The sequence below is a fragment of the Staphylococcus sp. Ze2 genome, assembly GCF_048568365.1.
GTDB classification, from domain to species: domain Bacteria; phylum Bacillota; class Bacilli; order Staphylococcales; family Staphylococcaceae; genus Staphylococcus; species Staphylococcus xylosus.
This window is the reverse complement of sequence record NZ_CP183486.1, coordinates 1,628,456-1,641,910: the sequence shown is the minus strand read 5'-3', so window position 1 is coordinate 1,641,910 and position 13,455 is coordinate 1,628,456. Positions and strand designations below refer to the sequence as shown.

Below are 13,455 nucleotides of genomic sequence, written 5' to 3'. Positions count from 1 at the left end.
ACATTTGTAATGAATAGGCGCTTCAATAAACGCATTTAACATTTGTTGTTCCATAATTCAAAACCTCCTAATATTTACTGTCCAAAGGCATCAAGCATAGACGACTTTCGTTCCGCTTTAGCTTTCGTATTTAAATCATCGAACACCAAATAAAACGGAATATCTAAAACTTGCTTATGTGTTTGTCCACCGTCTTTTACCATTTTCTTAATGGTTTTTCTCAAGTTTTCTTTGTGATCTTCCCAACCATTCACCGAAATGGATTGCACATTTTCATTAGATTCAACTTCATCATCTAAATTTTGCCCACTACCTATGAATACAACTTGTTTGTATAGTTCATGAGTACCTTCATATGATGTTAGACCGTCAATAAGTTGTCTTTTAGAAAACTGGTTATCGAAAATACGGACGACTAGGTCTATCATTACGTGTAACTCGTCATTGTCTGGGTTGCCTTTTAACGAAGCTAGAAAAGAAACACATTCATATACCAAAGAAAAAGGAATGCTTGGACGAGTTACGAATGTTTCGTATCTCATCGGCATTCCTTCACTATTAAAGTTTGTAGCTAATTCTATTTTGCTGTGTTTCATTCATATCACCTCTTATTACTTTAGAAGCTGTTTCAAACGTTTTTCATTTTCTTCTGATAACTCTCCTTGAGAAACGAATTGGATTTGCGCTCTTAATTCTGGAATTGCTTCTGGCGCATGTAAGCCATCCATTAATTCTTTTACAGTGAATTGATTTTTATAAATATCTTCTGCTACTAACTTGAACATTTCTCTAATACTTTCAACTCCTGATTCTTCATCAAGCTTTTCAATTTCTTCCACTTTCTCAAATACATTCATTAACTCACTAAATGGTAAATGTTTAGGCGTAAAGTATACTTTCGTTTCAAACTCACCATTTTCTTTTTCTCCTGTAATTAATTCGATAAAGTTTAATTTTGTTTGTTTAGCCATTTATAATTTCTCCTTTGGTTTTTGTATTTTTATTTGCAAATAAAAAGAGGGCATTAAGCCCTCAGTAATTACTCTTCTTCTTTAACTTCTTCAATTTCTTTAATGAATGGTTTGCCTATTTGGTTATCTTTACTTGATAACGATTCAATACGTGATTTACTCACTTTCTTATTCACTGGTTTTGGATAAGTGTCTCCAACTTCATAAAGTTTGTTTTTATCTTCGCCATCTCTAAAGTTAGCAATCACTTCATATTTTTTAGTCATGTAAATTTACCTCCTGTCTTAGACTGTTGGTTCTGTTACTGTGTCTGGGTGTGCCTCGCCAAATACTTTTTCCCATATACTGTGTAACGCTGCATTTGTTCCTTTAGGGTCAAATCCTAAGAACATAGCTTTTGGCTCATCGTAACCTTCTACATCTTTCGCAATAAATGTTCCTGTAGTTGATTGACTAGAGAATTCGATTTCATCAGATGTTGTTGAACCTTCTACCTCTGCAAATGTAAATTTACCAGAGAGTAAACCAACAACTTCTCGACCTTCAGCTGATGTACGCTCTAATAAAACTGCCACATCGTTAGGTGTGTCATTACCTACTGCAACGATTCCGTTTTCATCTGTTTCTAATCCAAATAAAGCCGCTCTATCTTCAAGAGATAACGTGTGGAAACCGGATTCTAATTCAACATCACCGTTTGATACTGCTGTTTCCATTGTTCTATTGTCCCCGTGGGCTTTAACAACTTCTTGCTCTTTGGAAATCGTAATCTCTTGTAACCCTTCGATACGCTCTGGTGTTTGTACTGTTGCATCTTCCTTACCTAAAACTTTGTAATTAAAGTTATCTAAACCTGTAAAACTTGTTTTTTGTTTAGCCATTATAATTCCTCCTGTAAATTTAATTCAGAACGATAAAAAGCCCCTTCGTATCTACGAGCGGACCTGTATATTTTTAATTCTCTATCGTATTCTGGTTTTGCATTTGCGGTATTTTCCATTTTTAACTTTTCTTTCATCAACCTAGAAATATGATAACTAAGTTCGTTCCTAACATGATAAGCTTGATAAGCATTTGATTCTGGCACAAACAAATCAATCTGTACCAAATAACTTAAAGCCAAGTTATCATTATCTGCATATGCAAGTGGTAAAGTATCATCAATTTCACTCATGACAATGTAAGGTTTCGATGCATCAGAGGGTTCTGGGTATTCGTAGAATTTAATTCTTTTTCCTACACGTTCTATAACTTGATTATCGTTTATCAGCATATTATAAATGTCCATTAGAATATCCCTCATCTACATCACCCTTTCTCTAATTCTCTTTTAACTATTTTGAAATAGGTATCTCTACCACTTCTTAAAGCTCTATCAATCGCACCTTTACCTTCTGGGTTAGGATTTTTGATTGTTCCAAACTCATTTAAATGTATAATTCGGTAACGATCTTTAGGACCTTTCCAATGTATTTTGATTGTTCGAACACCATTTAATAAGTAAGGTCTAGATAATGTGACTTCATCGATACTCGCACCCGTATCTTTAAAGGATTGAAAATTACCTTGTATCTCTTTAATTATTAATTGGCCCCCAGCGATAAGGGCTTTATCAATAATCTTTTTCATTTTTTGCTTACCGTATTTACGCTCTAATGCTTGTTCGATTTCTTTTAAACCTTTCAATTTAACTGTCATTAGCGACACCTACAACTTTGATTATTTCTTTATTACTAGAATTCGATGCAAAGTCAATAACTCTGAATGTTAAATCTTGATAAAGGTCATGTACTAACTCAAACGTATCGGAATGTTTAACACGATAATCTGAATGAGGATTTCTAAAGTTAATCGTTACCTTATTAGTACCTGTAACATTACTTGTTTTTTCTAAGTCTTTAGTTGAGCTTTCGTAAACTTCACATAAAGTAGTGAAAACATCATCTGTTTGACTGCTACCAGGTAAAGGACCTACATTTTCAATCATACGAAAAAAAGTAACGGGAATTCTAAGGTCTCCGTTACTTATCTCTGGTGGTTTATAACTCTTCTTCATAATCAACCTCCTTCATATTTTCTATAGCGAAAGAAGTGATTTGTGGTAAAAAGTTTTCGTGAAAATATTCTAATGCGTCGTTATAAGCATATCTTGTACGTTCATACACAAGTTCTGTACCTCTTATGTTTTCACCGACTACAAAGTCTTGGCAACGATACTTAATATCTTCGTATGATTGCTCAAGCAATGACTTGATATGCTCATCTTCAAATGCATGGAATATCTTCAATCGTCTTTTCATTTCATCTACTTGGTTTTGTGTGATCATTTAATCACCTACTATTAAACTTCAGGAGTTGTAGTTGGTTTAGCAGCAATATTTAAATCGTACACTAAAGAAGTTTTATTATCGTCTGGCATACCGTGTGCGTATTGCTTAGCGATGAATACATCAGCGTCTTCTAAAGCTAACGTTTGGTCGTAAGACTTAATGTTAACTGCACCAGTTTGCACTGCATAATAACGACTTCCTACTACAAATAATGCTTGATTTTCTGGTACGAATTCTGAAGCAATAACATCTACGTTGAATGGTAATGATGTTACCCAAGAACCATTAACCGTTTGCATTGTATTTTGTGCTTTAATATAGAATTGATCAGCAGGGTTAACTACTAAAGTTACACCTGATGTTACATCTACTTTATGTCCATTTTCTTTAGTAGATAGAGTTGTTAATGCACCAGCAAGTTCATTAGCAGTAGTTTGAGCGTCTGCGAATGTTAATGTACCAGTTGCTATTTTATCCGCTGCACCTGTTACAGTTACTCCATCAGTATCATACGTTAAGTCTTTAGTTAAACCATATGGTTGGTTAGATGCTGCACCTTTACCTAATACAACACCTTCTTCTAATTTAAGTGCCATAGCTTCTGCTAATTGTAAACGTACATAACGTTCAACCCATTCTGGACCAAAGTCGAGCATGTCTTTAGGTACAATTGCAAATGCCGTTAATTTATTTTGTGAGAAGTTTAATTCTTTAAAGTTCGCTTGGATTTGCCCTTGGATTTTACCGAAGATTTCTCCCCAGATTGCAGCACCTCTTGGGTCTCCAACAATCATACGTGTTTTAATTCCAGCAATTTGGAAATTAATTTTAGATAATAAAGGGCGTGCCTGTTGCATATCTTCGAACACACGTAATACAGTAGATTCAGGTAAGATAACTTCTTCTTTATAAGTGTCTAAGTTAGCTTCATCTTCTACTAAGTTTGTGAAGAAACGATTTTCTTCTGCTGTTAAGATATTGTCTCCACGATTCATACGTACTTGTTTGTCAGTAGTAGTGTTGTGGACTTCTTCACGTGCTTCTTTTAACACTTCATTGTGTAAATTTTGAGAAAAGGCAGCCATGTATTCAGCATATTTATTTTCTACTACCTCTTGGTCTTCTTCATTACGTACTGCATTGAAATATTCATTCTTTAAATTCTCAACATCTTTGTTGATTGCATCCTTAAATTTCATCGTCATACTTTTTCCTCCTATAATAACCTTTTTGCTTTAGGTTTTTTATTTTTATTTTTATACGCTTTAAATTCATTTGTTAAATTCGCAATTTGATTCTGTAATTCAATAATTTCTGCGTTATTTTCTACTTTAGTTTCTTTAGGTGTTTCAACCTTTTCTTTTGTCTCGTCTGCAAAACCTTTGTCTACTGCGTCTTTAGCAGTAAACCAAGTTTCTTCAGACATCATTTGAGAAATTTCATCACGATCTAATCCTGTTTTTTCTTGGTAAATGTCCACAATAGATTCGTCAATAGTTTCTAAAGCGTTTAGCGTTTTTTTAATATCGGCTTTATTACCAATAGCTAAAGTTGCAGCTTCATGTACCATGATTGAAGCACCTTTTTCCATTACAATAGAATCAGCAGCCATAGCGATAATTGATGCAGCACTTGCAGCTAAAGCAGTAACTTCTACTGTAATGTTTGACGGATGATTCTTAAGGTAGTTGTAAATTTCAATGCCTTGGAATACATCACCACCGGGACTGTTTAATCTAATAACAACATCTTTGCCCACATCGTCTAATGCATTTGCAATGTCTGTACTATTGATAGTTTCATCTGCAAATATTGAAGATTCAGCAACGGGTCCTCCTAGGGTGAGAATGACTTTATCGTCTTCTACTTCATTCTTAAACGAATATTTAGACGTTGCTTTGATTAGTTCCTTCTTCGTCTTCATTATCAGTCTCACCTCCTTCCGTTGAATCTTCTTTTTCATAGTTTTTAGTCAAAATAAAACGGTCTCCACCTTCTACGGGTTCGAGACCGAGCATTTCACGCACTTCATTTTGTTTAGCTGCGCTTGATGATATTAATTTATCTACTTTCTCTGCATTCTTAATAGGATCTACCTTGTTAATGCCTACGACTTTGACACATTTTCCTTTTAAGTATTCTTGTTCTGTGAAAAACTTACTATTTAATTCATCTTCAATCTTAGTAACAAGTGGATTAATACAGAAATCAATGTAAGCTGTCATAGCGTTACTAAGGTCTGCCACATCACCATGTATAAGATTAGACGGTATACCTATAATTTTAGCCACGTCATCAATGAACAATCGTTTAACTTTTTGTAAGTTTTCCGCGCCATTATCAGTTCCGTTAGCATTATCTTTTGATAATTCTTCGTAATCAAAACCAGGTACTTGTGGCACTATAGCAACATCATTGTTTTTAAATTGACTGTAAATTTTATCAATATACTTCTGTAATCTTGTCATTTTCTTATCGTCTAATTGACCACCGCCATTACCAACACTAACGATACCTCTAATCTGATTCTTACGTAGTTGTGTGTCCATCATACGACCGAACAATTCACCATAATCACCAAACAACCCATCCACAAACCTTTGTAGCTTATCGTTGTTGTAGTTTAGATAAACTACTTCATCCATCTTAAAATTACGTTTGAATACATAGTCTTTAACTACTACATCTTTAAACAAGTCATCATATACTGCATATTCTTCTCTATAAAAATCATCAGCAATTAATAAGTCATCGCTATCAGACTTTATAATCAATACTTCGTTGTCATACACAAGTTTATAAATAACCTTATGCCAAAAGTCTGAAGCACTTGAATCAGTGTTAGGTCGTACATTTAATTTGTAATACAACTTATCTCTAACTAATTCTTGTCCATCTTTAACCCAAAATTCTGATTGGCTAAAGGTACGGGCAATAAAGTTAATAGATGTTTCAAGTGCAATACGTTTTAAATACGACCTACTTGCAGGGTCATAAGCTAAATCTAAATCAAGCATGTCTCGTAAGTCTAGATTCCTTTTCAGTATTGAATCAAAAATCCCCAATAAATCACCTCCTAACTAGAAATCAAGTTTATCTAATAAGTCGAATGCTTGATCTAAATCAATTTCTTCTATTTCATCTACGCTATACAAAGCGTGTAAGAATGCATGGAAGCCATCTGTTTTTCTTCTGTGTTCGTCCTTCTTGATAAATTCTTTGTTGCCATCTTTCTTTATTTGAACCGCTACATTATTTGTATACCAACGCATTAATGGATTATCGCCATAAATGACACGATGGTTAGCAAATAAGGTTTCTATACGTGGTGCTAATTTACTGTGAACACCTCTAGGATTACGCAACACCTCTATATCGAAACCTGCTTCTTCAAACAGCGGACGCATTAAATCCATTCGGAAATTATCGGCTACTACTTTTTGAATTGCGTACTTTTTGCGCATTTCTATAAACCAATTAACGATATGAACTGGATTAATTGATGGTTCATCTACTATTGTTAAATGACCGTCTTTCTCCCATTGTTTAATTGGTGGCTTTAGTTTAGCTTCGTCTAAGTACCCTTTACGAGCAAATGAGTGTGATATCCACACCACATCATCACCTTGTTTAAATAACAATCCGACTGCCGCAAAATCTTTAATACTCGCATAGTCAACACCACCAATAGCTGTTTTATTACTTAATGGTGGTATATTACGAGTTGTAGCCAATACATCATCACGAGACGCTACAATCTTACTTGAATCTTCTTCAGGTAGGTTCATACGCTTTGTTATAAAGTTTTCATATCCACTAGGACTGTGCACTAAATCTTTATATTGATTCAATACTTTTCGATAAAGTCTTTTGCCATATTCACTCATAGGCTCTTCAAACATTGGATTCGCTTTAGACCAAGTTGTAGGGTCGTCTTTTTCTTCTTTATGATCTAACTTACAAATAAATGGAAACAATCTATCATCGGGAGAACGACCTTCAAGAATTTCTTTAGCTCGGTCTTTCAATTTATCTAAGAATCCTTCACGAACAAATCCATCAGTACCTATAAAAAATTCTCTAGGGTGCTTTACTTTACCAAGCCCACTAGAGAATACATCTACTATGTCATTGTTTTCATATCTGTGAATTTCATCATAAATGATAAATCCTTCGCGACCACCGTCTTTACTGCCAGCGTTACTTGTTGCGAATTCAAATTTACTTTGTGTTACTTCTGATGTTATGCGTAATTTGGTTAAATCAAAGAAACCTTCACCTTCTACATCGTTAATTTTTCCACTATATAAATTATGCTTAGTAATTTGCCTGTGCATTTCTTCAAATGATGTTTTAGCTTGTTTTTCAGTGTTAGCTACAACTGTGCCATCGTAATTATCTACACCATGTAGTTCACTTATTAGATAGTTAGATAAAGCACTGATCAAACCGTTTTTACCAGCACCACGTGCCACTAACCAAAAGAACTGTTCAAAGTATAATTCGTCTTCTTCATCGAATAAGAAAATAAATGCGATTAGAAATTTCTGGAATGGTTGTAATTTGAAATAAAACTTTTCTGTAAAAGCAATACACTTTTCAATTTGCTCATCATCGAAATATAAGTCCTCTCGATACAAAACATTAAGTTCCAAGTGATCTATCAATTTAATTCGGTCACTGTTTAAGTTAATTTCACCATTTTTATATTTATCTATGTACCGTTGTACATGTTTATTTACTTTCGTCATAATAAACTCCTACCTTTTTCCTTCACTTCTTGCGCCACATCTTCAGGTAACAACCGCGTGAGTTGTTGTATAATTTTCTGATAAGCACCATCACGAGAATTGAAAAGTTTGGCTATTGGTCGTTCACGTTCGTATGGAGGGGCGTTCTCTGATTGAGTGAATAACTCATAATCGCCATTTTCTTGAATATCCAACCATGCGTCATCAAGTAATACACGCATTCTTGCAGCTTGAACGATTAATCCTTGCGCCACTCTCTTTTTGTCGTCTGGTATAGATTGGAAAACCTTGTCTAAGCGTTTCTTTTCTTTATCTACTCGTGCCTCATGCTCTTTAATTTGTTGTTCATTTCTTTCCACAGTTATCACCTCTTTTCTATATATGATTTAGGGAGGGGTTATACGCGATAATTGTTAACAAATGTCGAGAAAAGACTCCCCACCTCGTTCCCCGAGGTTAAAATAAAATTAAAAATATTTTGGTAGGGGGTAAATAATTTTTTTATATAAATTTATTTTTTAAAATTACCACCATTCATCATTCCAATTATCTTTTTTCTTTTTATAAATATTTCTATCGTGATGATTTTCATGACAAACAAAGCAAACTGTAACTAAATTGTCTATATCTAATGCTAAGTCTGGTCTGTCCTTTAACTCCTGCTTATGATGAACAATTAATCTCGTGTCTTTAGATGTAACTACTTTGCCTTTATCCTTACACCACTGGCACTCATCATTATCAATCTCACGTCTTCTCGCTTTTATGTCTTTCCATTCTCTCTTCTTATAAAATCTCTTACGATCATTCACATCTTTATAGTTAATATCATCTATCATATGCAATCACCTTATCTTTATTAACAAATGACATATGCTAACTCATATCAGCACTACGATCATGACTAAGTAGTTAGTGATTGGAGTTCATGTGTAGTGTTCATATCAATAAGCACAAAGAAGACACACCTGCGGAATAGGTGTGCCTAAATATAATATAGTATCTTTATTTATAACGCCTTAACTGAAATACCCTACGAGTTAATTATATACCATACCCATGTATAGTATGAAATAGTGTCACAACTGTCCTGATTTGTCATATCTGTCCTAGTTTGCCTTTTGTAAGTTGTATATCTTATTTACGATATCTCTCTTTCTTTCATCATACCTATTCTTATTCATTTCTGCTTTAGGTAATATCTGGTGTCTTTTGTATCCTTTCATAATTTCTAAGAATATAAAGTCATCTTCATTTAGTTTGTTCTGGCATTCATTAATAAAAGCTATCTTATCCATTTTGTTTTGTATGTGCTTATGAGCTTTCTCTCTAGCAATAACAACTGACTCCACTTTGCTACTGTTAACACCTTGTGGTTTAGGTAATGTAGATTCAATGCCATATTGCGCGATGCTATTACTATCCACCTCTGGTAATATCATTTCCAACGTATTACATATACTTCTAAAGTTATCAATCATATATCGAATTTCTTCTTTTGTGTACATACGTTCACTCCAGTTATTTAATTAATTTATACCACTTATCTTTAATTTCTCTAATATCTTCATCTGTTAATTCGTTTTCTTTCAATCTCAATACAACATCGCCATGATCATTGAATATAATATCTAATAAGTATGCCACCTCATATTCCAGTGCATCTATCCTATTATCTTTGATTTTGTTATATGTTAGCGAAACGATTGCGATTACTCCTAGAAGAATAGTTGCTATAATCCAGAACATTACTTCTCCTCCTCATAATCTGTCGGTGCATTGTCCACTATGTCATTAGCTTGCGTGCGACAAATGATTTCATATGTGATTTCTTTTGATAATTCGTATAGTGCTATGATCAGTAGTGTTTTAGTAATGCGTTTAGGCGTTTCTGATTTATATGTGCCTTTGGTGAAACGTTCTTTTAATGACTTCGTAGTAAGTAACTCATCTTCACCCACGACTATATATTTAAACTTCTCATCCTTATCCTTGAATTGAATTAAATGTTTTAACTTCTTAATTTCAAACACTTCACCTGGTATTCTAATACTATCTCCTACGTGTCCTGGTTGTTTTAACATATACTCAGTCATTTATTTACTCCCCAATCCTAGAATATCTGCTCGTTTAGGTTTAGTTGCGTTGTCGCTTAATAGTTTGATTTGTAATTTAGTCATTTATAAAAGACCTCCATTGTTATACAAATTCAGTTTTGATTTGTGCTTAAGCGCTTTTGAGAGTTCTACAGAATTTAACTTCACATCATGTTTAAATGCTTTAATAACCACTTCATTCCACTTATCCATATCCACCATAATGCCATTCTCTTTCTTTAACTCGTCGTATTTACGTGCTTTATAAAATAATTCGTTATAAGTTTTTAAATCTATAGTTACTGTGTTAGTCATTTTGTTTCTCCTCCTAATAAATCAAATCTAAATGTATCTTTATCGATACAGTCTTTTACTTCTTCTCCAAGAACAGATTCTAATGGTTCCATCTACTCGTCCTCCAAATCGCTTAGTAAGTTGCTAAATTCGTTTGTGTTGTCTATCTCACACATTCTCTTGAAAACTATCCCATATGCTTCATTCATATACTTACTAGCTGTACCTTCTTCTAAGTGGTAACCGTAAATAAACATTTCACGTAGTTCATCTTTTAGTTTCTGCCAATTATCTTTCATCGTCTGCACGCTCCTTATATTCATCGACAATATCTAGAACATCAGCTGCGTATTCTTCTTCATGTTTACATAAGTCTATATTCAATATTTCATCAAACGCCTTTGCTTTGCGTTTTAATTTTAAATAATCTTCTTTAACAACAATTTCTATTTCTTCCCATTCATACTCATACGCCATCTAATCACGCTCCAATCTATCAATGTAGTTAACCAAATCTATATAGCGACTTACACCTGGATTGTTTTCTGCTTTCAATCGTATGTGGTCGGTTAGGGTTTTATAAGCAGTAGCTACTTTCTCAAGTTTCCGTTCAATCTTGTGACATTCTGTTTTCCACTCATGACCGTAGTCAGCTACATTCTTATTCGCTATTTTGTAATCTCCATTCTCCCGTTCCAACCTACTAATATTTGCTTTCAACACTGCTATATCATCGATTAAGGAGTCGCGTTCTGATTTGTATTGGTCGCGTTGTTTTAGTGATTTATATAAATGTTCTTGTAACTTCATAGTGTTTCTATTAATTACCTTTTCTTCTTCTGGACTCACTCGCCATCACTCCTTTTCAACCCCTCCATGACTTTCCTGTTATGTGTTTTATCCTCTGGTAACACTGCTACGATAAAGCTGTTAGTATTTACAGATTTCAAGAATCCTTTAAGGCGATAATATTTTAATAACTGTGCCATTTCTTTGGTGTTCATCCCACCAGTTTTATATTTGTAACGTATGTCGATTGTGTTTGAGAGGATCATAGCGATAGCTCTTTCTGTCTTGTATCCATCTGTGCTATCACTTGTTTAAATATTGCTTCTAATACTTGTACAACAATACTATTGCCTGCTTGTTTATATAATGTTCCATTTGTAGTATCCTTTCTTGTGATGTGTTCATTTGCTACTTTGTAATAGTCCTCATCATCAAAGCCCATTAGCCTCCAACATTCTAATTCAGTTAACAATCTATATTGACCGTTACCTATAGGAATGATTCCACTATTAGGACATCTGTTTTGTTTGGTAGTAATCGTCCAACTATATTCTTCTATCGGTTTCAACCCACCACCAAAATTATTACGTTTGTTAATTGCTCTTAACATCGAAGGTGATTTGATTGTATATTTTTCATCTACATCATCTAATAAATACGTTTCGATGTTATCCATAGGTTTATTTTCTAAAGTGTCAAAATCAAAAGTATTACCATTTAGCATACTTACTACGAATACTCTTTCTCTTTTTTGAGGTACGCCAAAGTCTCTGCTATCTAAAACTTTGTAGTTACTCACATAACCTAGTTTTTCCATTTCGACAAAATACTTTTTGAAGTTGTGTATCATATCTTTAGCAAGTACACCTTTAACGTTTTCCCACACAACCACTTTGGGTTTCCATTCACCCATATTTTTGATAATACGAATTGTCTCCCACATTAATGACGATCTTGTCTTATCTTCATCATTGCCACCTAATCTTGTTCCAGCTCTACTAAAATCTTGGCAAGGACTACCGTGTACTAATATGTCTGGTTTTAAATTCCAATTGACTACGCTTTGCGGTTTGTGTAAGTGGTCATATAAAGCGTTATAAGTTCTAACTGACTTTTCATCTATTTCCACATAATCAATAGCCTTATGTTCATAACCTAAATTTAGTAATGCTTTTCTAGGCGCTCCAATCCCACCGAATAGTTCTAAAAGTTGTATCATCTACCTAACCACCTTCGGGAAAATGTCGTTCTCTGCTAAATGCTCAAACCATTTACTTCTACACTTCGCTTTCTCAATCATCTGCAGTCGTTCTTGTTCCTTAAGTTGTTTAGCTTCTATTCTTGCTAGTCTGCGTTCTTCACGTTCTCTATCTTCTATAGCTAAACGTCTAATACCTTCTTTTTCTCGTTGATATCTCTCAACATATTTCTTAAAACTAATTGGTCCGTTAACAATGTGCTTTCTAATCGTCTTGCGATCCATCCCTAATTCTTTTGCCAATTTATAATCTTCCACTGGTATTAAATGTTGTTTAATTCCAATATCAAGTACAAAACATACTTCTCCATGTTTGTCTTTCACACGTTGTAATGCCATATTGTTCGTCCTCCTAATAATCTTTAACTTGTACGTCTGATACGTCCTTGAATTTAATATCTTCAAATCCTAATCGTTCTGGGTTATTTACATACTTGTCATATGCTTTATCTGCTTCACGTTCCTTGATGCTTTCTAAATCATAGTTAGCTTTCACAGGCACAGTTACCTCTTGTTCCACTTCTACTTTGATTTTTAGTGTAATTGTTGTTTCATCATTCACTTAGATCACTCCAGTACTCTAATTCCATAATCACTTTCGGAGTTTCTGCGTACTTCTTAAAACTTTTGATTTCTACTATTTGATTATCGTCTTGCCAAACATGACCATTTGCAGCGTCTAATACTGTTTTAATTAGATTATCTATATCTGGTTTGGTTCTCTTGTATTGGCCTACCATTGCTACATGTTTCTTCTTACTCCATGACTTAAGTAAAGGGAAATGAAACTCGATTGTTAACCTAATTGGTTTGTCTATCATCATGTAAGGCATCTGTTTTCTTAAAATTCTCTTATGGTTTGTATATTTAGCAGGCATATAAGTCTGAACATATTTACCTACATTCCTAAACCTTGGTCTAGGTGATGCCATAGGTGCATCTACTGTTAGCTCTATACGTTTCATT

26 protein-coding genes are annotated in these 13,455 nt (G+C 34.0%); all 26 read right to left on the bottom strand.

The genetic code is table 11. The features are described from left to right. Nucleotides 1–74: 74 nt before the first annotated feature. On the bottom strand, nt 75–596 hold the full coding sequence (gene gpGT / locus ACM591_RS07720) for a phage tail assembly chaperone GT (RefSeq protein WP_418354352.1): 522 nt from the start codon (nt 594–596) through the stop codon (nt 75–77). A 15-nt stretch (nt 597–611) separates the two neighbouring features. Beyond that, a complete protein-coding gene (gene gpG, locus ACM591_RS07715) occupies nt 612–971 on the bottom strand; it encodes a phage tail assembly chaperone G (protein WP_418354351.1) in 360 nt (119 codons plus the stop codon). 68 nt (nt 972–1,039) lie between these two features. Continuing rightward, the gene (locus ACM591_RS07710; RefSeq protein WP_418354350.1) at nt 1,040–1,237 is read right to left on the bottom strand and encodes a hypothetical protein; all 198 of its coding nucleotides are present in this window, start codon (nt 1,235–1,237) and stop codon (nt 1,040–1,042) included. An 18-nt stretch (nt 1,238–1,255) separates the two neighbouring features. Continuing rightward, the gene (locus ACM591_RS07705) at nt 1,256–1,852 is read right to left on the bottom strand and encodes a major tail protein (protein ID WP_418354349.1); all 597 of its coding nucleotides are present in this window, start codon (nt 1,850–1,852) and stop codon (nt 1,256–1,258) included. Further along, on the bottom strand, nt 1,852–2,259 hold the full coding sequence (locus tag ACM591_RS07700) for a hypothetical protein (protein WP_418354348.1): 408 nt from the start codon (nt 2,257–2,259) through the stop codon (nt 1,852–1,854). Before ACM591_RS07700 ends, ACM591_RS07705 begins: the two co-directional genes overlap by 1 nt. Before the next feature lie 20 nt (nt 2,260–2,279). Then, nucleotides 2,280–2,669 (bottom strand): hypothetical protein, encoded by a 390-nt coding sequence (locus ACM591_RS07695; protein ID WP_418354347.1) that lies wholly within the window; start codon nt 2,667–2,669, stop codon nt 2,280–2,282. Then, a complete protein-coding gene (locus ACM591_RS07690) occupies nt 2,659–3,027 on the bottom strand; it encodes a hypothetical protein (protein ID WP_418354346.1) in 369 nt (122 codons plus the stop codon). Before ACM591_RS07690 ends, ACM591_RS07695 begins: the two co-directional genes overlap by 11 nt. Next, a complete protein-coding gene (locus ACM591_RS07685) occupies nt 3,011–3,298 on the bottom strand; it encodes a phage gp6-like head-tail connector protein (protein ID WP_418354345.1) in 288 nt (95 codons plus the stop codon). The genes ACM591_RS07690 and ACM591_RS07685 overlap by 17 nt, the downstream gene beginning before the upstream one ends. Before the next feature lie 14 nt (nt 3,299–3,312). Beyond that, the gene (locus ACM591_RS07680) at nt 3,313–4,506 is read right to left on the bottom strand and encodes a phage major capsid protein (protein WP_418354344.1); all 1,194 of its coding nucleotides are present in this window, start codon (nt 4,504–4,506) and stop codon (nt 3,313–3,315) included. A gap of 11 nt (nt 4,507–4,517) precedes the next feature. Beyond that, a complete protein-coding gene (locus tag ACM591_RS07675; RefSeq protein ID WP_418354343.1) occupies nt 4,518–5,225 on the bottom strand; it encodes a head maturation protease, ClpP-related in 708 nt (235 codons plus the stop codon). Then, a complete protein-coding gene (locus ACM591_RS07670) occupies nt 5,188–6,366 on the bottom strand; it encodes a phage portal protein (RefSeq protein ID WP_418354342.1) in 1,179 nt (392 codons plus the stop codon). Before ACM591_RS07670 ends, ACM591_RS07675 begins: the two co-directional genes overlap by 38 nt. A gap of 15 nt (nt 6,367–6,381) precedes the next feature. After that, complete coding sequence (locus ACM591_RS07665; protein ID WP_418354341.1) at nt 6,382–8,052, bottom strand: terminase TerL endonuclease subunit; 1,671 nt, start codon at nt 8,050–8,052, stop codon at nt 6,382–6,384. Next, nucleotides 8,049–8,411 (bottom strand): hypothetical protein, encoded by a 363-nt coding sequence (locus ACM591_RS07660; protein WP_082342107.1) that lies wholly within the window; start codon nt 8,409–8,411, stop codon nt 8,049–8,051. The genes ACM591_RS07665 and ACM591_RS07660 overlap by 4 nt, the downstream gene beginning before the upstream one ends. Nucleotides 8,412–8,576: 165 nt before the next feature. Next, nucleotides 8,577–8,891 carry an HNH endonuclease signature motif containing protein gene (locus tag ACM591_RS07655; RefSeq protein WP_418354340.1) on the bottom strand — a complete coding sequence of 105 codons (315 nt, stop codon included), beginning with the start codon at nt 8,889–8,891 and terminating at the stop codon, nt 8,577–8,579. A gap of 270 nt (nt 8,892–9,161) precedes the next feature. Next, the gene (locus ACM591_RS07650; RefSeq protein WP_340083196.1) at nt 9,162–9,560 is read right to left on the bottom strand and encodes a hypothetical protein; all 399 of its coding nucleotides are present in this window, start codon (nt 9,558–9,560) and stop codon (nt 9,162–9,164) included. Nucleotides 9,561–9,573: 13 nt separating this feature from the next. After that, nucleotides 9,574–9,801 (bottom strand): DUF1514 family protein, encoded by a 228-nt coding sequence (locus ACM591_RS07645; RefSeq protein ID WP_418354339.1) that lies wholly within the window; start codon nt 9,799–9,801, stop codon nt 9,574–9,576. Next, nucleotides 9,801–10,148 carry a transcriptional activator RinB gene (gene rinB / locus ACM591_RS07640; RefSeq protein WP_418354338.1) on the bottom strand — a complete coding sequence of 116 codons (348 nt, stop codon included), beginning with the start codon at nt 10,146–10,148 and terminating at the stop codon, nt 9,801–9,803. The genes ACM591_RS07645 and rinB overlap by 1 nt, the downstream gene beginning before the upstream one ends. An 84-nt stretch (nt 10,149–10,232) precedes the next feature. Beyond that, nucleotides 10,233–10,463, bottom strand: coding sequence for a hypothetical protein (locus tag ACM591_RS07635; RefSeq protein ID WP_418354337.1), 231 nt, complete (start codon nt 10,461–10,463; stop codon nt 10,233–10,235). Nucleotides 10,464–10,555: 92 nt separating this feature from the next. Next, nucleotides 10,556–10,741 carry a hypothetical protein gene (locus ACM591_RS07630; protein WP_418354336.1) on the bottom strand — a complete coding sequence of 62 codons (186 nt, stop codon included), beginning with the start codon at nt 10,739–10,741 and terminating at the stop codon, nt 10,556–10,558. After that, nucleotides 10,731–10,919 carry a hypothetical protein gene (locus ACM591_RS07625; RefSeq protein ID WP_418354335.1) on the bottom strand — a complete coding sequence of 63 codons (189 nt, stop codon included), beginning with the start codon at nt 10,917–10,919 and terminating at the stop codon, nt 10,731–10,733. The genes ACM591_RS07630 and ACM591_RS07625 overlap by 11 nt, the downstream gene beginning before the upstream one ends. Then, nucleotides 10,920–11,291 carry a hypothetical protein gene (locus ACM591_RS07620; RefSeq protein WP_418354334.1) on the bottom strand — a complete coding sequence of 124 codons (372 nt, stop codon included), beginning with the start codon at nt 11,289–11,291 and terminating at the stop codon, nt 10,920–10,922. It lies immediately after the preceding gene. After that, a complete protein-coding gene (locus ACM591_RS07615) occupies nt 11,288–11,497 on the bottom strand; it encodes a hypothetical protein (protein ID WP_418354333.1) in 210 nt (69 codons plus the stop codon). Before ACM591_RS07615 ends, ACM591_RS07620 begins: the two co-directional genes overlap by 4 nt. Beyond that, nucleotides 11,494–12,450 (bottom strand): DNA cytosine methyltransferase, encoded by a 957-nt coding sequence (locus tag ACM591_RS07610; protein ID WP_418354332.1) that lies wholly within the window; start codon nt 12,448–12,450, stop codon nt 11,494–11,496. Before ACM591_RS07610 ends, ACM591_RS07615 begins: the two co-directional genes overlap by 4 nt. Then, nucleotides 12,451–12,828, bottom strand: a complete 378-nt coding sequence (locus tag ACM591_RS07605; protein ID WP_418354331.1) for a hypothetical protein — start codon at nt 12,826–12,828, stop codon at nt 12,451–12,453. 13 nt (nt 12,829–12,841) lie between these two features. Then, the gene (locus tag ACM591_RS07600; RefSeq protein WP_029376930.1) at nt 12,842–13,051 is read right to left on the bottom strand and encodes a hypothetical protein; all 210 of its coding nucleotides are present in this window, start codon (nt 13,049–13,051) and stop codon (nt 12,842–12,844) included. Next, entirely contained in the window at nt 13,044–13,454 is a 411-nt protein-coding gene (locus ACM591_RS07595; RefSeq protein ID WP_418354330.1) for a RusA family crossover junction endodeoxyribonuclease, read from the bottom strand. The genes ACM591_RS07600 and ACM591_RS07595 overlap by 8 nt, the downstream gene beginning before the upstream one ends. Nucleotide 13,455: the final 1 nt, after the last annotated feature.

Excerpts from the sequence above, each read along its gene's own strand:
- gpGT (WP_418354352.1), bottom strand. The coding sequence starts at position 596 with ATGAAACACAGCAAAATAGAATTAGCTACAAACTTTAATAGTGAAGGA.
- gpG (WP_418354351.1), bottom strand. The coding sequence starts at position 971 with ATGGCTAAACAAACAAAATTAAACTTTATCGAATTAATTACAGGAGAA.
- ACM591_RS07710 (WP_418354350.1), bottom strand. The coding sequence starts at position 1,237 with ATGACTAAAAAATATGAAGTGATTGCTAACTTTAGAGATGGCGAAGAT.
- ACM591_RS07705 (WP_418354349.1), bottom strand. The coding sequence starts at position 1,852 with ATGGCTAAACAAAAAACAAGTTTTACAGGTTTAGATAACTTTAATTAC.
- ACM591_RS07700 (WP_418354348.1), bottom strand. The coding sequence starts at position 2,259 with ATGGACATTTATAATATGCTGATAAACGATAATCAAGTTATAGAACGT.
- ACM591_RS07695 (WP_418354347.1), bottom strand. The coding sequence starts at position 2,669 with ATGACAGTTAAATTGAAAGGTTTAAAAGAAATCGAACAAGCATTAGAG.
- ACM591_RS07690 (WP_418354346.1), bottom strand. The coding sequence starts at position 3,027 with ATGAAGAAGAGTTATAAACCACCAGAGATAAGTAACGGAGACCTTAGA.
- ACM591_RS07685 (WP_418354345.1), bottom strand. The coding sequence starts at position 3,298 with ATGATCACACAAAACCAAGTAGATGAAATGAAAAGACGATTGAAGATA.
- ACM591_RS07680 (WP_418354344.1), bottom strand. The coding sequence starts at position 4,506 with ATGACGATGAAATTTAAGGATGCAATCAACAAAGATGTTGAGAATTTA.
- ACM591_RS07675 (WP_418354343.1), bottom strand. The coding sequence starts at position 5,225 with ATGAAGACGAAGAAGGAACTAATCAAAGCAACGTCTAAATATTCGTTT.
- ACM591_RS07665 (WP_418354341.1), bottom strand. The coding sequence starts at position 8,052 with ATGACGAAAGTAAATAAACATGTACAACGGTACATAGATAAATATAAA.
- ACM591_RS07655 (WP_418354340.1), bottom strand. The coding sequence starts at position 8,891 with ATGATAGATGATATTAACTATAAAGATGTGAATGATCGTAAGAGATTT.
- ACM591_RS07650 (WP_340083196.1), bottom strand. The coding sequence starts at position 9,560 with ATGTACACAAAAGAAGAAATTCGATATATGATTGATAACTTTAGAAGT.
- ACM591_RS07645 (WP_418354339.1), bottom strand. The coding sequence starts at position 9,801 with ATGTTCTGGATTATAGCAACTATTCTTCTAGGAGTAATCGCAATCGTT.
- rinB (WP_418354338.1), bottom strand. The coding sequence starts at position 10,148 with ATGACTGAGTATATGTTAAAACAACCAGGACACGTAGGAGATAGTATT.
- ACM591_RS07635 (WP_418354337.1), bottom strand. The coding sequence starts at position 10,463 with ATGACTAACACAGTAACTATAGATTTAAAAACTTATAACGAATTATTT.
- ACM591_RS07630 (WP_418354336.1), bottom strand. The coding sequence starts at position 10,741 with ATGAAAGATAATTGGCAGAAACTAAAAGATGAACTACGTGAAATGTTT.
- ACM591_RS07625 (WP_418354335.1), bottom strand. The coding sequence starts at position 10,919 with ATGGCGTATGAGTATGAATGGGAAGAAATAGAAATTGTTGTTAAAGAA.
- ACM591_RS07615 (WP_418354333.1), bottom strand. The coding sequence starts at position 11,497 with ATGATCCTCTCAAACACAATCGACATACGTTACAAATATAAAACTGGT.
- ACM591_RS07610 (WP_418354332.1), bottom strand. The coding sequence starts at position 12,450 with ATGATACAACTTTTAGAACTATTCGGTGGGATTGGAGCGCCTAGAAAA.
- ACM591_RS07605 (WP_418354331.1), bottom strand. The coding sequence starts at position 12,828 with ATGGCATTACAACGTGTGAAAGACAAACATGGAGAAGTATGTTTTGTA.
- ACM591_RS07595 (WP_418354330.1), bottom strand. The coding sequence starts at position 13,454 with ATGAAACGTATAGAGCTAACAGTAGATGCACCTATGGCATCACCTAGA.